The sequence below is a fragment of the Alcaligenes sp. MMA genome, from assembly GCF_020907215.1.
In the GTDB taxonomy this organism is placed as follows: Bacteria; Pseudomonadota; Gammaproteobacteria; order Burkholderiales; family Burkholderiaceae_B; genus Alcaligenes; species Alcaligenes aquatilis.
The window spans coordinates 218235-231772 of sequence record NZ_JAJJPP010000002.1 but is presented as its reverse complement, the minus strand read 5'-3'; the positions used below and the strand labels follow the sequence as shown (position 1 = coordinate 231772).

The window sequence follows — 13538 nt, the reverse complement described above, 5'->3', positions numbered from 1 at the left end:
AAAGCAAAAAATGGGTTGATTGCCGCGCGCCAAAGCACGCCCTATTGCAAGCAGATAGGGACAGCCTGCGATATTTCAAGAGAGCGATCAGGCAGCAGGACCGGAGGTCAGGGCAATAACCCCGCTGATCATGACGGCACAGCCCAACAAACTCCAGATATTGGCCTTCTCGCGCAGCACGACCATGCCCAACAGCGTGCCTGCCATCATGGACATTTCACGAGCAGGGGCCACCATGGACAAGGGTGCTCCCAGCCTCAAGGCCTGCAAAACCAGAATGTAGGACATGGGCGAGAGCAGGCCCACGGCCGCCGCCAATTTCCAATAAGGTTTAAGTTTGACGAAACCATCGCGCCCACGCTTGGCGATAAAGGGGGCCAACATGCCCAGCCGCAGCACATTGCTGAACCAGTCCAGCAGAAACGGCGAGATCAACAAGACGGTAACGCCATAGGCATCCACCACGGTATAGGCGGCAATCAGAACCCCGGTCTGCATGCCCCAGCGCACCCCTGTCAATGCAGAGGGGCTGAAAAAACGTCGTAGGTGACCTTGTGTGGCAATGAGCAAAATCCCCATCACCACCAACAAAATACCGAGCACGCCCAAAGGCCGTACCGGTTCGCCCAGCAAGATGAAGGCACCAATAGACGAGAGCATGGGCCCGGTGCCCCGAGCGATGGGATACACCACCGATAGGTCTGCCACCTGATAGCCTTTTTGCAGACTTAGGCTATAGCCCATATGCAGCAAGGCGCTGAGCAGCAAACAGGTAATGGTTTCGCTGGTCCAAGGCATATTGCCTTGAGTGAAAACCACCCACAGCATGATGGGGAAGTAAAACAGGATGGCGAAAAAAGAGTAGGCAAATACGAAATGCGCTCCTGCCATCGCAGCCCGTTTTGAGAGCAGATTCCAACCCGCATGAATGAACGCAGCACACACCACCAACAACAACGCGGTCCAGGACATGAGGGCTTCCAGCAGCAAATAGCAAAAGAAAAACTATACGCGCCCTTCATGGGCGAGGCCAGCCAATCAAGCCGCCCGCAACGTCCTATGACAAATAAGAGACAGTAACGGGCAATTCAACCATCAAGGTATGATGTTCGGCACGTATTTTGATATGGAGCCAATCATGAGTACCTTGCTGTATGTTGATTTTCCTTACCCAGGCCCGTGGGGGTCAGAGATGAGCGACGCCATGCAAGAACTGGCGCAATCAATCAGCCTGGAACCGGGTCTGATCTGGAAAATCTGGACAGAAAACAAGGAACAATCCAAAGCAGGCGGGGTCTATCTGTTCAAGGACAAGTCCAGCGCGCAGGCGTATCTGGACATGCACAGCAAGCGGCTCAATAGCTTTGGCATCACCGGCATTGATGCACGCTTCTTTGATGTGAACCAGCCACTGACAGACATTAATTCTGGCCCCTTGTCGGCCAAGTAAAACACGGCCTGCAAACGTAGAAAAGGCCCCCACGCTACGCCTTCGGCTTGCTGCCCCCCAAGGGGGCGCGTTTTGCCTTGGGGCGGCCCGGCGGCAAAACAAGCCCCCACGCTGCGCCTTCGGCTTGCTGCCCCCCAAGGGGGTGCGTTTTGCCTTGGGGCGGCCCGGCGACAGAAAAGGCCCCCTCGCTGCGCCTTTGGCTTGCTGCCCCCCGAGGGGGTGCGTTTTGCCTTGGGGCGGCCCGGCGACAAAAAAAGCCCGCCTGCCAGTACGCGGGCGGGCCATCACACAGCGTGCTTACGCAGTCAGTTCAACAGCCTTGAAATCAACCGGGACTTCCAGCGCGTTATTGATGTAGTTGGTGAACAGGTTCAAGGCGGTCACACCGACCAGTTCCACCACTTCACCTTCAGAAAAACCGGCATCGCGCACGGCTTGCACATCGGCAGCCGACACTTGTCCACGCTGATCCACCAGCTTGAGCACAAACTTCAAGGCCGCTGCGGTACGTGGATCATCGGACTGACCACGCTGGGCCTGGGCCAGCGTCTCCGGGCTCAAGCCGGCATTGGCACCGAGCACGTTGTGGGCGGCCAGGCAGTATTCGCAACGATTGCGATCAGCAATGGCTACGGCCAATTGCTCACCTAATTTCGCACCCAGCTGGCCCCCGGCAAAAGCGCCGAAGGAGCCCCACATGCTGCGCAAGGCGGCGGGCGAATTGGACACCATACGGAACATGGCGGGCACGCTGCCACCAAACGCTTTTTGAATTTCCTGCAAAGCGGGCTGGCTGGCAGCGGGAGCTTGGGCAACGTCAGGCAAAGTAAGGCGGGACATGGTGATCTCCTGGTGAGGACGGCCAAGGTGGCCAAAAAGAAGCGAGTAGGCATAGTGTCTCGCCAAGAGCAGGATCATTGGATAAGATTAGTCTCGACAACTTACCTTTTCATCCAGACAAGGATGGTTTCATGAACCTGGATCGCCTCTCCCTTCTGCTGGAACAGTTCCGCGTTCGCGCCCATTTGTTCTACAACGGCTCTTTATGTGGGGTAACCCGCTTCTCGGCCCAGCCAGGGCGTGCCTTTTTGCACATTCTGCGACGCGGTCAGTTAAGCGTGCGCCACGACCCGCGTGATCCGGTGCCGGAAATCATGACGATTGATCGCCCCAGCCTGTTGTTTTATCCTCGCCCGCTGGAGCATGCCTTTTACGATCTACCTGAGGAGGGCTCGGACTTCACCTGCGCCACCCTGGATTTTGACGGGGGAGAGCATCACCCCTTGGCCCGCTCTCTGCCCGATCTGATTATTGTCCCGCTGGAAGAGGCCGCTGGTCTGGAGCAGGCACTGGACCTGCTCTTTGCGGAAACGGAGTCGGTACGCTGCGGCCATCGGCTGTTGGCGGACCGTCTGTTCGAGATTGTCTTGTTGCAATTGCTGCGTTGGCTGTTTGACCATCCTGATCGTTGCGAGATTCCCGTAGGTTTGTTTCGCGGCTTGTCGCACCCGCCTGTGGCGCGAGCTTTGCTGGCCATTCAGGCCGATCCGGGCCGGGACTGGACCGTGCAATCGTTGGCACAGGAAGCCAAGATGTCACGCAGCGCATTTGCCGTGCAGTTCAAGCATTGGGTCGGCGATACGCCAGCCGACTATCTGGCCCAATGGCGCCTGTCGCTTGCCTGTCAGCGGCTGGCCCAGGGCCAGTCCGCCAAACGCATTGCCCTGGATCTAGGCTATGCCAATCCCTCTGCCCTATCCCGTCTGTTTCGGCAGCGCACGGGCCAATCCATGCGGCAATGGCTGGCTGCCCGTCAATCAGCTTGAGCGATGCTGCTCCAGCACCGCCAGAAAATTCACCAAAGCCGGGTTGGTATTGTCCGAGACATAAGCACTCATTAGCTCGGCCGTAATATCGTCTGCGTCCAGCAAAGGCAGATACTCCAAGGTATCGGTACGCAAGCGCGCCAAGGACGCGGGCACAATCGCTGGAGCAATACCCGCTTCGACCATGACCAGCACCGTAGGCACCATGCTTTCCTGCGCAAAGCGCGGCAAGCAGCCCGAGCGCTGCAACATGCGCTGCTGCAGCAGATGAAAATAACGCGACTGCTGGCGTGAGTACGCCACCATTTCATAAGAAAAAGCCTGATGCAAGGTCAGTCCCTGGCTATGTTCCTGGGCACGTGGATCATCACGCCTGAGCACAAACATCATGGGTTCGGACTCCACCAACTGCGGGTTCAAGTCCGGCACAGCAAAGGAAGGCCGGATCATGGCCACATCCACCCGGCGCTCGTACAGGGCAGCGGGCATCTCGCTGGAATTCATCTCGTAGATCTGAATATCTACTTGGGGGAAGTCCTGGCGAAAGCGATACAGATGCTTGGACACGCCGGCATAGGCACTGCTGGGCGTCAGTGCAATACGCAACATGCCGGTTTCGCCTCTATGCACTTGCTGTACCGCCTGCAGCGTCTGCTCCAGCTCGTTGCCGATCAGGCGCAGGCGGCGCTGCAACTCCTGTCCGGCCGCCGTCAATTGCACCGTGCGCGTGGTGCGGATAAACAAGGTCGCCCCTATCTGTTCTTCCAGCCTGCGTATGGCCTGACTCAAGGGCGGTTGGGTCATGAACAAACGCTGAGCAGCACGGCCAAAATGCAGCTCCTCGGCCACCACCAAGAACATCTCGCTTAATTTGGAGTCCAGCATATGTCTGCCAATAAGGTTTAAAAATGAATTAATAATGACTATTTTTAATATTAGACAACATAATTAGCGCTTACTACCATCCATCCTGACACTTATCAAAAACAGGGCCATACTGCACGTCACTGCGAATATTGGCCCAACGCAGGAGATGAACATGACTGTATTCAAGCATCGCGCCCCCTTATTGAGTGGCCTGCTCACACTGACGTTGTTGGGTTCCGGTTCGGCCATGGCCGACGCGCCTTACCCGTCGCAAGCCATTACCTTTGTGGTGCCTTACGCTGCAGGTGGCAGCTCGGACACCCGTTCGCGCATGCTGGCTCAAAAAATGAGCGACAGCCTGGGGGTGACGATTGTGGTGGAAAACAAGCCCGGAGCCAGCGGCAATATCGGCACCAGCATGATTGCCCGCGCCAAGCCCAACGGCTACACCATCGGCCTGGGCAACTTTGGCCCCATGTCGGTGAACAAGGCGCTGTACGGCAGCAACCTGCCCTTCGATCCTGAACAGGATTTGCAACCCATCGCCCTGATCGAGCGCGGCGCCATGGCGCTGGGTGTGAACAGCAGCTCGCCCTACCAGTCCTTGGCCGATCTGGTGGCCGACGGCAAGCAAAACCCCAACAAACTGGACTACGCCTCGACCGGCGCAGGCGGTGCATCGCACTTGCTAACTGAACAATTCAAAGCCACCTCCGGCTTTGATGCCGTACACGTGCCTTACCGTGGTGGTGCTCCCGCATCGAACGATCTGCTGGCCGGTAATATTTCCTTCTATCTGGAGCTGGCCAGCTTGTTCCTGCCCCACATGCAAATCGACAACCCGCGCCTGCGCGTGCTGGGCGTGACCTCGCAAGAGCGTCTGAAAGCCATGCCGGACACCCCCACCTTCAAAGAACAAGGGGTGGACCTGGTGGCCTCGAACTGGTTTGGCGTGATTGCTCCCGCAGGGTTGCCCGCTGATGTGCTGGAAAAACTGAACACTGCTGTCAATGACGCCCTGAAAGATCCAGACTATCGTCAGATTGTGGAGTCCCAAGGTGCGCAAGTCGTAGGTGGCACGCCTGAAGAATTCACCGCTTTTGTGAAAGAAGAAACCAAACGCTGGACTGCACTGATCAAGGATCAGAACATCTCGATCCAGTAACCCTGCTTCTCCCTTATGACTGCCCCCCCTTCCTCTCTCGCTTTGCAGGACCAGTCCATCCAGGCCTGGTCCTGGTTGGCTGATCCGGCCACCTGTATCAGCACTGCCCCCGACGGCCCCTTGGCCGGCCTGACTTTCGGCGTAAAAGACGTGTTGGATGTCCAAGGCATGCCGACACGTTATGGTGCACATTTCCCCCATGCCTTGCCCGCAGAGCGCGATGCAGCTTGCGTCGCCTTGTTGCGCCAGGCCGGCGCCATTGCCATGGGCAAAACTGTCACCGCCGAATTTGCTTACGCCGCCCCCGGCCCCACCCGTAACCCGCTGAACCTGGACCATACGCCTGGCGGTTCTTCCAGTGGTTCAGCAGCAGCCGTAGCGGCCGGTATGGTGGATTTTGCATTGGGCACCCAAACGGGAGGCTCCATGATGCGCCCCGCTGCGTTTACCGGCATCCTGGGTTTCAAACCCAGCTTTGGCGCGGTGCATCGCAGCGGTCTGTTCTTGTTGTGCGACAGCCTGGACACCATTGGCTACTTCAGCCGGGACTTGTCTGTGCTACGCCGTGTCGCCTCGGTCTTGCAAGGGTTACCGAATAGTCGAGTCCCCAGCGCGCCACGTATCGGCGTGCTCGATGGCAAAGACCTGGGCCCGATTACCCCCGCTGCGCTGGCTGCCTTGGAACAGGGCTGCCAGCACCTGGAGCAACAAGGCGCCCGACTGGAACGTCTGCCTGCAGATGCGCAACTGAAAGAACTGCTGATCCTGCAAGGACAGATCATGGCGTATGAAATGGCCCGCAGCCTGCTGCCCGTCTGGCAAGCAAGCCCGGATGCCTTGCGGCCCGTTACGGTGCAAGCCATCAAGCAGGGCCTGGATCTGCCCCCGGCGGACTACCACGCCTGGCAAGCGCGCCGCCGTCAACTGCAACAGGAATGGCAGGATCGCTATGGGCATTTTGATGCCTTATTGACCCCGGCTGCTCCTGGGCCTGCGCCCTATGGGCTGGACAGTACCGGTTCTTCAGTTCTGAACCGCCCCTGGTCCTTGCTGGGCTGGCCTACCTTGAGCCTGCCCGCACCGGGACAAGACAGCCCGCTGCCTTTGGGTTTGCAACTGATCGGGCAAGCTCATCAAGATGGGGCATTGCTAGACCTTGCCTCACTGCTGTGCCCCGTCAAACAGGTCTGAAAAGCAATCGAGCCACTTACTCTGCAACACGCGGAAACAGAGTAAACAGCAACCAGAATCATTAACAAATATTTTAAATAACAACTATTTAGAGGTGTTTTGAGCTTTCTCAACTGGCCCTTGAATACAGGCTCCACAAACGACTAGGCAACGTATTACCCTGAATGAAGTGTTTTCAGTGCGCTGCGTCAGTACGTTCTTCACATCACGACCACGCAGCGCCCAGTTCTTTCAAACAATTCGGAACAGGCCATGCGTCGCCCTCTCTTATTGCTGCTCTCTGCCTTCTTTTTGATCTGGGCTGTTGAAGCCCTGTGGCTTGCCCCTTCGCCGCCTGGCGATACGCTGTGGGTAGTCCGACAAGAAGGCATGCTGCTGACCGGCATTCTGGCCTTGGGCACCATGACGGCCATCATGGTCCTGGCCCTGCGCCCCCGCCGTCTGGAGCCTTGGCTAGGGGGCATGGACAAAGCCTACAGACTGCATAAGTGGCTGGGCATCATCGCCATTTTGTTCAGCCTGGCCCATTGGCTCAGCAAGGAATCCAAAGGTCTGATTTCTGCGGCGATTGGCACGGGCGGCCGGCTGGCCAAAACTCCTGTTCCTGAATGGGTCAGCCTGTTCAAACCTTATGCCAAATCACTGGGCGAATGGACGTTTTACGCGCTGATTCTGATGCTGATCATCACGCTGGCGCGCCGTACGATTTCCTATAAGAAATGGTACAGCCTGCACCGCCTGATGCCCGTGGCCTATCTGATCCTGATCTTTCATGGTGTGGTGCTGACACCCCCTGCCTACTGGAGCGGCATAGGCGGCTGGGCACTGGCCATCACCATGGTGATCGGGACGGTAGCAGCCGGCATCCAACTGCTACGCAACCTGAGTTCGGCCTATCCACACACAGGCACCGTCATCTCCTGTACGTCACAAGGCGATGTGCTGGAGGTGCAATGCCGCATGGACCAGTCCTGGCCTGGGCACCAGGCCGGACAGTTCGCCTTTCTACGCTTGAAGGGGGAATCTGAAGCCCATCCGTTCACCTTGTCCGATGCCGATCAAGACAACCAGATTGTGCGCTTTCATATCAAGCAACTGGGCGACTGGACACGCGAATTGCCCGAGCGTTTGCATATCGGCCAAAACATCGAGCTCGATGGCCCCTATGGCCGCTTTACTCAGCCGGAAGGTGACGACAACGGTATCTATATCTGGGTCGGTGCCGGTGTAGGCGCCACGCCCTTTCTGTCCTGGTTAAGCCAGGAGCACAAAGAAGGTCATGCTCCCTACGCCTATCTGCAATATGCCTGTCAGCATGGCTATGATCCGCTGGCGCAAGCGTTGAGCAAAGCCGCCAAGGAACACCCGGATGTGGATCTTGAAATTTATGCCGATGGCCGTCGTTGGTCACCCAAAGAGGTCATGCAACACTATCACGCCGACAAGCCCATGCATATCTGGTTCTGTGGGCCGGCGGCCATGGGCAGGCAATTGAAGCGCGAACTCAAGCAGACCTTACCGGCGAAATCCTGGACTTTGCACAAAGAACACTTCCAGTTCCGCTAAGTCTTTGCTGATCCAAAAACTGGCCCTGCTTCGATTAAGGAGCAGGGCCAGTTCTGTTGATGACTGTCTACATCCAGGAAACACCGCTCTGAGACCGCTACCGGTTCTGGTTCAGCTTCTCTGAATGCCGCGTAAACACACAGCACCGCTCTACCACGCTATTTATACGGGTGAGGGAGCTTCGCCCCAAGCATGGACACAAAAAGAGTCACCAGATTGTCTTCCAGGGCTGCCCACTGCTCAGCGGTTTCCAGACCCATATTATCGACTGCGCCGTGCATGCCCTGGTAGATCACCCAGGCGGTCAAATCCACATCCGCCACAGACCAGACTCCGGCGTTTTGCCCTTCGCTCAGGATCCGGTGCAGTGGCTCGGTCACCACGTTGCGCTCACCCTGGTAATTGCTGCGTATATGGTCTGAAAACACCAAATCATGCATGTCCAGCGTGTCTCTATACCCCTGTACCGAGGCCCGAATCCAACAGGTCAGACGCTGCACCCAATCATCTTCCGGGGCCTGCTCCAACGCCCCTTGCACCCGGTCATGAAACTGCTGGATGAACTGCTCGCGCAAGGCGGCCAGGATCTCCTGTTTGGAACTGAAATAGTGATAGAACAAGCCCTTGGACATGCCGGCCCGCAACACAATTTCATCGACTGGCGTGGCATCAAACCCCTGTTGCAGAAACAAGGCGGCGGCCGCCTCCAATAAATCTCGGCGACGAACTTCAGAGGGTTGGGTACGAGGTGTTTTAGCGGCGGTCATGGGCGTCAAGGTATCAGAAAAAACCCGACAATGTGCTTGGTCGGAGCTTACCGCGTTATTTTAGCCAGCCTGTTTATTTTTCATTGACTGACAGTCAGTCAATATTTTATAGTCGTCGATAATAATTCTCATTTATCAGATGTTATGACTCGCCGACTTGCTCTAACCATCGCCATTTACCTGGGGACCTTCATGGTTACCCTGGACATCAGCATCGTCAATCTTGCCTTGCCCCGCATGCAGCAAGCCCTGCAAACCGATATGGCCGGGCTGCAGTGGATTGTGGATGCGTATGCGCTGTGTCTGTCCGCCTTCATGCTGTCCGCCGGCCTGCTGGGGGATCGCTACGGACGCAAGAAAAGCTGGCTGCTGGGCGTGCTGGCCTTCACCGTCGGCTCCATGATGTGCGCCTTGGCCGGTTCATTGAGCGCCCTGCTTTGGGGCCGCATCGTGCAAGGCATGGCGGGGGCTTTGCTTATTCCCGGTGCCTTGTCCATCCTGACACACGCCTTTCCGGACACGGCCCAGCGTGCCCGGGTGATTGGCGGCTGGTCCTCCTTCAGCGCACTGGCCCTGGTGCTGGGCCCGATTCTGGGCGGTGTGCTGGTTGATGTGGCCGACTGGCCTGCGATCTTCAGCCTGAACCTGCCACTGGGTCTGCTGACCTTGGGCTTGGGCCTGTGGGGCATTCAGGAATCGGCCAACCCCGAACACGCGGCCTTCGACCCGATCGGCCAGTTGCTAAGCGTTATCTGGCTCGGTTCCCTGACCTACGGCCTGATCAGCGCGGGTGAACAAGGCTGGCACGCCACCGAGACGCTACGCTCCCTGGGCGTGGCCGCGGTCACTTTCGTGACGTTTATCTATGCCCAAACCCGCGTCGCCCGCCCCTTGCTGCCGTTAAGCCTGTTTCGGGACTACCGCTTCAGCACCGCCAATATCGCCTCCTTTGTGCTGGGTTTTGCCGCTTATAGCAATGTGTTTTTCCTGTCTCTGTTCTTCCAGAACGCCTTAGGCTGGAGCGCAACCCAAACCGGCTGGGGGCTGGCCCCGCAGTTCATCAGCATGGCCGTGCTGGCCTCCCGTTTCGGTGCCTTAAGCCAACGCTTTGGCTTGAAGCTGATCCTGACTACGGGTTTTGGCCTGATGGCAGCCGGTTCCTGGTTCATGATGTTGTTGCAACCTGGCACTTCCTACTGGATGGCGGGTGTCGCTTTGGCCGTACTGGGCATAGGCATGGGCTTGTCTGTTCCGGCATGCAGTACCTTGGTCATGAATCTGGTGCCGCGTGAGCGTTCCGGCATGGCATCGGCCACTACCAACGCCATCCGCCAAACCGGCATGACCTTGGGCGTTGCCCTGCTGGCGTCCTTGATGAGCCAGGGCGCCGTCAGCTCTTTGTCCAGCCGCCTTGATCCGGTCAATCCCCTGCTGGAGCAGGCTCAGCACATCATTAGCTCCGGTCAGGTAAATCTGCCTGCCTCGGCCGATCCCGTGTTCTGGATGCACGCCATCCAGCACGCCTGGGCGGACGGCTTCCACCGCGTCATGTTCTGGGCCGGATTGCTGGCCGTCTTCAGTCTGGTTCTGCTGCTGCGTCTGCGTTTGCCTCGTGTGCAGGCAGCGCCTGCCGCTGCGGTGGAACTGCATTAAGCCCAGCTATGACAGACTGGATTTACAATATCGCATGGACAAATTACGACTGGATAAATGGCTCTGGGCAGCGCGCTTTTACAAGACGCGCAGCCTGGCTTCTGAGGAGATCACCAAAGGACGGGTTTTGCTGAATCAGCAAAGCACCAAGCCTGCCCGCGAAGTCTCCATTGGTGATGTGATTACCCTGCGCAAAGAAACACCGGCCATGGAAGTTCACGTCACCGCATTGAGCGGCGTGCGTGGCCCAGCCCCGGTTGCGCGCCAGTTGTATCAGGAAACGGAAGAAAGCAGCACACGGCGCGCCCAGGCCGCCGAACAACGCCGTCTGGCCCCCGAGCCTGCACTGGATTTTGATGCGGGGCGTCCGACCAAAAAAGATCGTCGTCAAATGCAGTTGCTGCGAGGTAAATAGACCGCTCGCTGCGCATACTTCGCACGACTGAAAAAGCCCTGCCACGCTGTCCTGCTTGGCAGGGCTTTTTTGTGAACCGCTCTTTTGGCGCGTCTATCAACCGCGTTTCACAACGATCTGGACAGGAAGTAAAACCAACCACTGTTTGCCTTTTCCCCGCTGGTCTTCCGACCTACTCAACAAGCCCCTGTGCTGCTGCTAAACAGCGTACAAAGCGTCTGCTTTCCGTCCTCCAAAAGATTTTCTGATCCTGCAAGCCCTCCCCCGAGAAGCTAGCCACGCGCTCCAGAAATTCGTTTTGATATATCAGATCACGAGTATATATATCAATTAAATCAAGGGTTTACACCATTGATTGCGCTTGCGACAAAAAGCTATAAATCTAAAACAATTACATGCAAACGCATTCAAAAAAGTGTGAGGAGACAGGAAAATGAAGATCACGGCCGTACGCGCCATTCCCTTGAACGTGCCTTTTCAGTTCGATAGCGCGGGCATCAAAAAACCCACGAATCTAGCCATCTGTCATGTCGAAATCGAGACCGATGAAGGCATCACCGGCTATGGACTGAGTGCCATTACAGAGGAGCACCCCGTTGCCAGCACCATCAACGATATTCTGGCCAGCGACCTGATCGGGCAAGACCCCTTGAACACCGAGCGCCTGTGGGACCGCATGTACTGGAACGTGTGCCCTCGGGGCCAGACAGGTTATGCCATGCACGCCATCTCGGCACTGGACATCGCTTTATGGGACATCAAGGGCAAAGCCTTGGGTTTGCCAGTGTGGAAACTGCTGGGCGGTGCTCGTGAAAAAGTCCCCGCCTACGCAACCTTCGGTTTTGCTTTCCTGGGCGAAGAAGAGTTGGTCAAGGTCGCTCGAGGCTGCGTGGATCAAGGCTTTCAGGGTTTGAAAATGGTAGTAGGCCATCATGGTCTGCAACGTCGCGACGAACCGCGTCCCCTGGCCGAGCTGATTCGTCAGGACATGCGCCGCATGAGTCTGGTACGCGAGGCCATTCCCGCCGACATGTCGCTATACATCGACGGCAACTGCAGCCTGGACTATGTGCATGCCAAAGCCATCGCCCGTCATGCCCGCGATCTGGACGTCGGTTTTTTTGAAGAACCCATTACCCAGAACGACACGGGCCGCCTGCGTGAACTGCGCCAAAGCACAGGCATCACCATTGCCGCTGGCCAGAACGAAGGCCAGTCCTATCGCTTCCGTGATCTGCTGATGCAGCAAGCCGTGGACATTCTGCAACCCAACGTGCTGATTTCCGGCGGCTTCACCCAGTCCCGCAAGATCTTCGCCCTGGCAGAGAGCTTCAACGCTTCGGTCGCCAATGGCGGGGCTTTCCCCTCCCACAACGGTCACCTGCACTGCGGCCTGTTAAATGGCGGCGATGTGGAATGGCACCTGGCCGCCAGCGCCATGATGGCCGAGATCTACACCGGCCTGCCCCAGCCCGAACAAGGCTGGCTGCGCATGCCTGACGCCCCCGGCCTGGGGCTGACACCACGACACGATCAAATCGACAAGCTGCGCAGCAACCCCGGCAGCCTGGGCTCTGGCAAAGGCTGAAACCAACAACTACCGAGGAGGTAAAAAAACATGAAACCCTGGTCCCGTGTTGTACTTGCCCTCAGTTTTATCTTTGCTGCCGCGCCCCAAAGCTGGGCAGCGCCCCCCGCTTGGGCCGAGCGCCCGGTGCGGCTGATCGTCCCCTCTGCCGCAGGCGGTTCGGGCGATACCCTGGCTCGTCCCCTGGCCGAAGCCTTGGGCACTGAAATAGATCAAACCGTGGTTGTAGAAAATAAAGGAGGCGTAGGCGGCGTGCTGGGTGCCAGCATGGTGGCCAACTCCAGCCCCGCAGACAATCAGCTTTTGTTTGGTGCCGTGCATCACATGATTGCACCTGCCGTGTTGAAAAACTTTCCCTACGACACCCGCAAAGACCTGAAAGCCGTCACCCTGATTGCCGCCATGCCCAATGTGCTGGTGGTGAACGCCAATTCACCCTATCGCAGCGTAGACGACCTGCTGGCCGCCGCCAAACAAGGGGCTGGCGTGAACTATGGCACCAGCGGCGTGGCCACCATGCTGCATCTGATGGCGGGCAAGCTGGAAAAGAGATCCGGCACCACCATGACCGCCGTGCATTACAAAGGCAGCGGTCCGGCAGTCATGGCGCTGATCAGTGGCGATCAGGTGGACTTTATGTTCGAGACCATGCCATCTGCGGTGGCGCAGATACGCAATGGCCGCTTGCGCGCCTTGGCGGTTTCCAGCCCCGAACGTGCTCCTGCCCTGCCGGATGTGCCGACCCTGAAGGAGCTGGGCATGGATGAAATCAGCGCCCAGACCTGGTACGGGATTTTCATGCAAGGAGATGTGCCGGATGCCACCGTGCAAAGCGTGGCAGACAGCATCCACCGTGCCTTGAATACCGACAAGATCAAGGAAATCTGGGAAGGAAACGGCGCGACACTGGTCACCAATAGCCCCGCCGAATTCACGATCTATGTGGATCAGCAGTTGAACTATTGGGCCGACTCGGTCAGTGATCTGGGGCTGAGCAACTTCTAACTCTACAAGCGTCAATTCGCTTTAAGGGCTGCCACTGGCAGCCCT

13 protein-coding genes are annotated in these 13538 nt (G+C 57.6%); 9 read left to right on the top strand and 4 right to left on the bottom strand.

The annotated features are described in order from the left end of the window. Positions 1 to 87: 87 nt before the first annotated feature. On the bottom strand, positions 88 to 972 hold the full coding sequence (locus LNA76_RS09540; protein ID WP_094195538.1) for an EamA family transporter: 885 nt from the start codon (positions 970 to 972) through the stop codon (positions 88 to 90). Between the two features lie 166 nt (positions 973 to 1138). Between LNA76_RS09540 and LNA76_RS09535 the strand changes: the two genes are divergently transcribed. Next, positions 1139 to 1450 (top strand): monooxygenase, encoded by a 312-nt coding sequence (locus tag LNA76_RS09535; RefSeq protein ID WP_121737896.1) that lies wholly within the window; start codon positions 1139 to 1141, stop codon positions 1448 to 1450. Between the two features lie 297 nt (positions 1451 to 1747). Here LNA76_RS09535 and LNA76_RS09530 read toward each other — a convergent pair whose 3' ends face one another. Then, positions 1748 to 2290 carry a carboxymuconolactone decarboxylase family protein gene (locus tag LNA76_RS09530; protein ID WP_094195536.1) on the bottom strand — a complete coding sequence of 181 codons (543 nt, stop codon included), beginning with the start codon at positions 2288 to 2290 and terminating at the stop codon, positions 1748 to 1750. 131 nt (positions 2291 to 2421) lie between these two features. Between LNA76_RS09530 and LNA76_RS09525 the strand changes: the two genes are divergently transcribed. Beyond that, positions 2422 to 3276 (top strand): AraC family transcriptional regulator, encoded by an 855-nt coding sequence (locus LNA76_RS09525; protein WP_094195535.1) that lies wholly within the window; start codon positions 2422 to 2424, stop codon positions 3274 to 3276. Here the strand turns inward: LNA76_RS09525 and LNA76_RS09520 are convergent. After that, a complete protein-coding gene (locus tag LNA76_RS09520; protein WP_108728166.1) occupies positions 3268 to 4161 on the bottom strand; it encodes a LysR substrate-binding domain-containing protein in 894 nt (297 codons plus the stop codon). The genes LNA76_RS09525 and LNA76_RS09520 overlap by 9 nt on opposite strands. A 154-nt stretch (positions 4162 to 4315) precedes the next feature. Between LNA76_RS09520 and LNA76_RS09515 the strand changes: the two genes are divergently transcribed. The 3 genes from LNA76_RS09515 (at position 4316) to LNA76_RS09505 (ending at position 8065) form a co-directional block, all read left to right on the top strand. Continuing rightward, positions 4316 to 5308, top strand: coding sequence for a Bug family tripartite tricarboxylate transporter substrate binding protein (locus tag LNA76_RS09515; RefSeq protein WP_094195533.1), 993 nt, complete (start codon positions 4316 to 4318; stop codon positions 5306 to 5308). A gap of 15 nt (positions 5309 to 5323) precedes the next feature. Continuing rightward, positions 5324 to 6499 carry an amidase gene (locus tag LNA76_RS09510; protein ID WP_230018972.1) on the top strand — a complete coding sequence of 392 codons (1176 nt, stop codon included), beginning with the start codon at positions 5324 to 5326 and terminating at the stop codon, positions 6497 to 6499. A gap of 252 nt (positions 6500 to 6751) precedes the next feature. Continuing rightward, positions 6752 to 8065 (top strand): ferredoxin reductase family protein, encoded by a 1314-nt coding sequence (locus tag LNA76_RS09505; protein WP_108728168.1) that lies wholly within the window; start codon positions 6752 to 6754, stop codon positions 8063 to 8065. A gap of 158 nt (positions 8066 to 8223) precedes the next feature. On the opposite strand, the gene LNA76_RS09500 is transcribed toward LNA76_RS09505, so the two are convergent. Then, complete coding sequence (locus LNA76_RS09500) at positions 8224 to 8832, bottom strand: TetR/AcrR family transcriptional regulator (RefSeq protein ID WP_094195530.1); 609 nt, start codon at positions 8830 to 8832, stop codon at positions 8224 to 8226. Between the two features lie 144 nt (positions 8833 to 8976). Here LNA76_RS09500 and LNA76_RS09495 point away from each other — a divergent pair, with 144 nt between their 5' ends. The 4 genes from LNA76_RS09495 to LNA76_RS09480 all read left to right on the top strand — a co-directional run bounded on the left by LNA76_RS09495 (position 8977) and on the right by LNA76_RS09480 (position 13493). Next, the gene (locus LNA76_RS09495) at positions 8977 to 10485 is read left to right on the top strand and encodes a DHA2 family efflux MFS transporter permease subunit (protein ID WP_230018971.1); all 1509 of its coding nucleotides are present in this window, start codon (positions 8977 to 8979) and stop codon (positions 10483 to 10485) included. 34 nt (positions 10486 to 10519) lie between these two features. Further along, the gene (locus LNA76_RS09490) at positions 10520 to 10900 is read left to right on the top strand and encodes an RNA-binding S4 domain-containing protein (RefSeq protein WP_026484973.1); all 381 of its coding nucleotides are present in this window, start codon (positions 10520 to 10522) and stop codon (positions 10898 to 10900) included. A gap of 433 nt (positions 10901 to 11333) precedes the next feature. Further along, positions 11334 to 12488, top strand: a complete 1155-nt coding sequence (locus LNA76_RS09485; protein WP_125277402.1) for a mandelate racemase/muconate lactonizing enzyme family protein — start codon at positions 11334 to 11336, stop codon at positions 12486 to 12488. A 30-nt stretch (positions 12489 to 12518) separates the two neighbouring features. Beyond that, positions 12519 to 13493, top strand: coding sequence for a Bug family tripartite tricarboxylate transporter substrate binding protein (locus LNA76_RS09480; protein WP_230018970.1), 975 nt, complete (start codon positions 12519 to 12521; stop codon positions 13491 to 13493). Positions 13494 to 13538: the final 45 nt, after the last annotated feature.

What these genes read in the sequence shown, in the direction of transcription:
- LNA76_RS09505 (WP_108728168.1), top strand. Translation starts at nt 6,752, where the DNA reads ATGCGTCGCCCTCTCTTATTGCTGCTCTCTGCCTTCTTTTTGATCTGG.
- LNA76_RS09535 (WP_121737896.1), top strand. Translation starts at nt 1,139, where the DNA reads ATGAGTACCTTGCTGTATGTTGATTTTCCTTACCCAGGCCCGTGGGGG.
- LNA76_RS09480 (WP_230018970.1), top strand. Translation starts at nt 12,519, where the DNA reads ATGAAACCCTGGTCCCGTGTTGTACTTGCCCTCAGTTTTATCTTTGCT.
- LNA76_RS09485 (WP_125277402.1), top strand. Translation starts at nt 11,334, where the DNA reads ATGAAGATCACGGCCGTACGCGCCATTCCCTTGAACGTGCCTTTTCAG.
- LNA76_RS09510 (WP_230018972.1), top strand. Translation starts at nt 5,324, where the DNA reads ATGACTGCCCCCCCTTCCTCTCTCGCTTTGCAGGACCAGTCCATCCAG.
- LNA76_RS09515 (WP_094195533.1), top strand. Translation starts at nt 4,316, where the DNA reads ATGACTGTATTCAAGCATCGCGCCCCCTTATTGAGTGGCCTGCTCACA.
- LNA76_RS09490 (WP_026484973.1), top strand. Translation starts at nt 10,520, where the DNA reads ATGGACAAATTACGACTGGATAAATGGCTCTGGGCAGCGCGCTTTTAC.
- LNA76_RS09530 (WP_094195536.1), bottom strand. Translation starts at nt 2,290, where the DNA reads ATGTCCCGCCTTACTTTGCCTGACGTTGCCCAAGCTCCCGCTGCCAGC.
- LNA76_RS09500 (WP_094195530.1), bottom strand. Translation starts at nt 8,832, where the DNA reads ATGACCGCCGCTAAAACACCTCGTACCCAACCCTCTGAAGTTCGTCGC.
- LNA76_RS09520 (WP_108728166.1), bottom strand. Translation starts at nt 4,161, where the DNA reads ATGCTGGACTCCAAATTAAGCGAGATGTTCTTGGTGGTGGCCGAGGAG.
- LNA76_RS09540 (WP_094195538.1), bottom strand. Translation starts at nt 972, where the DNA reads ATGTCCTGGACCGCGTTGTTGTTGGTGGTGTGTGCTGCGTTCATTCAT.
- LNA76_RS09495 (WP_230018971.1), top strand. Translation starts at nt 8,977, where the DNA reads ATGACTCGCCGACTTGCTCTAACCATCGCCATTTACCTGGGGACCTTC.
- LNA76_RS09525 (WP_094195535.1), top strand. Translation starts at nt 2,422, where the DNA reads ATGAACCTGGATCGCCTCTCCCTTCTGCTGGAACAGTTCCGCGTTCGC.